The 667-nt window shown below is 47.9% G+C and carries 1 protein-coding gene; it reads left to right on the top strand.

Going from position 1 to position 667, the window contains the following annotated elements:
• The coding region (locus tag AC1DWF_RS35150; protein WP_476843091.1) for a hypothetical protein at positions 1-667 on the top strand (667 nt) is incomplete at both ends.

Here is a 667-nt window from a genome sequence, read left to right on the forward strand (position 1 = left end):
GCAAAAGAACAATCTAGTGATTGGCCCTGGTGGCGAACCGTGCGACCTCCACGATTTCATGGAGGATTTTGTTGCACGGAGAGGCGATCCAACAGTCGAAACTACCGAGCCGCGCGTATGGTTCTTTGACCGAAAGCCAACAAACTCCCCAAGAACCATCCATGGATATATTAGCTACGGCACACATGGATTTGAAAGTAAATTCGAAGACTTGAAGACCCGTAAGGAGAAATATAGCCGCCAATCTAGTGACCTCGAAGAAATTCCTCTATACTTTCAAATTTGGGTCCCTGACGATTCAACCTGCGCGATGATGGCCTTTCAGTCATTTCTGGGACGGTCCTGCGTTACATTTGTTCGCAACGCCCTGATGAAAGATTTCCAGCACAAATTTCCGAACTACATTATGCTTTTCAACGTAGTCGCTCCGGCGGGATCGGTGATGGACGAACGGCCTGTCAAATCTCTGACGTTCAGCCGACGACGGTCTCGAACTGACAACGCGGACGCATACTTGCTCGGAAAGAAAATTGAYGAGGTCGAAGTAGATGTTTCGATTCGAGCGAAAAGGCGCGGCAGTTACATCTCAACATTCAAAGAAATAAAAACAATGGTCGACGGATCCTCAGGAGATCAAATCGTATCATTCGATGGCGACAGATACGAG

It is taken from the genome of Aminobacter sp. P4_D5, from assembly GCF_056401815.1.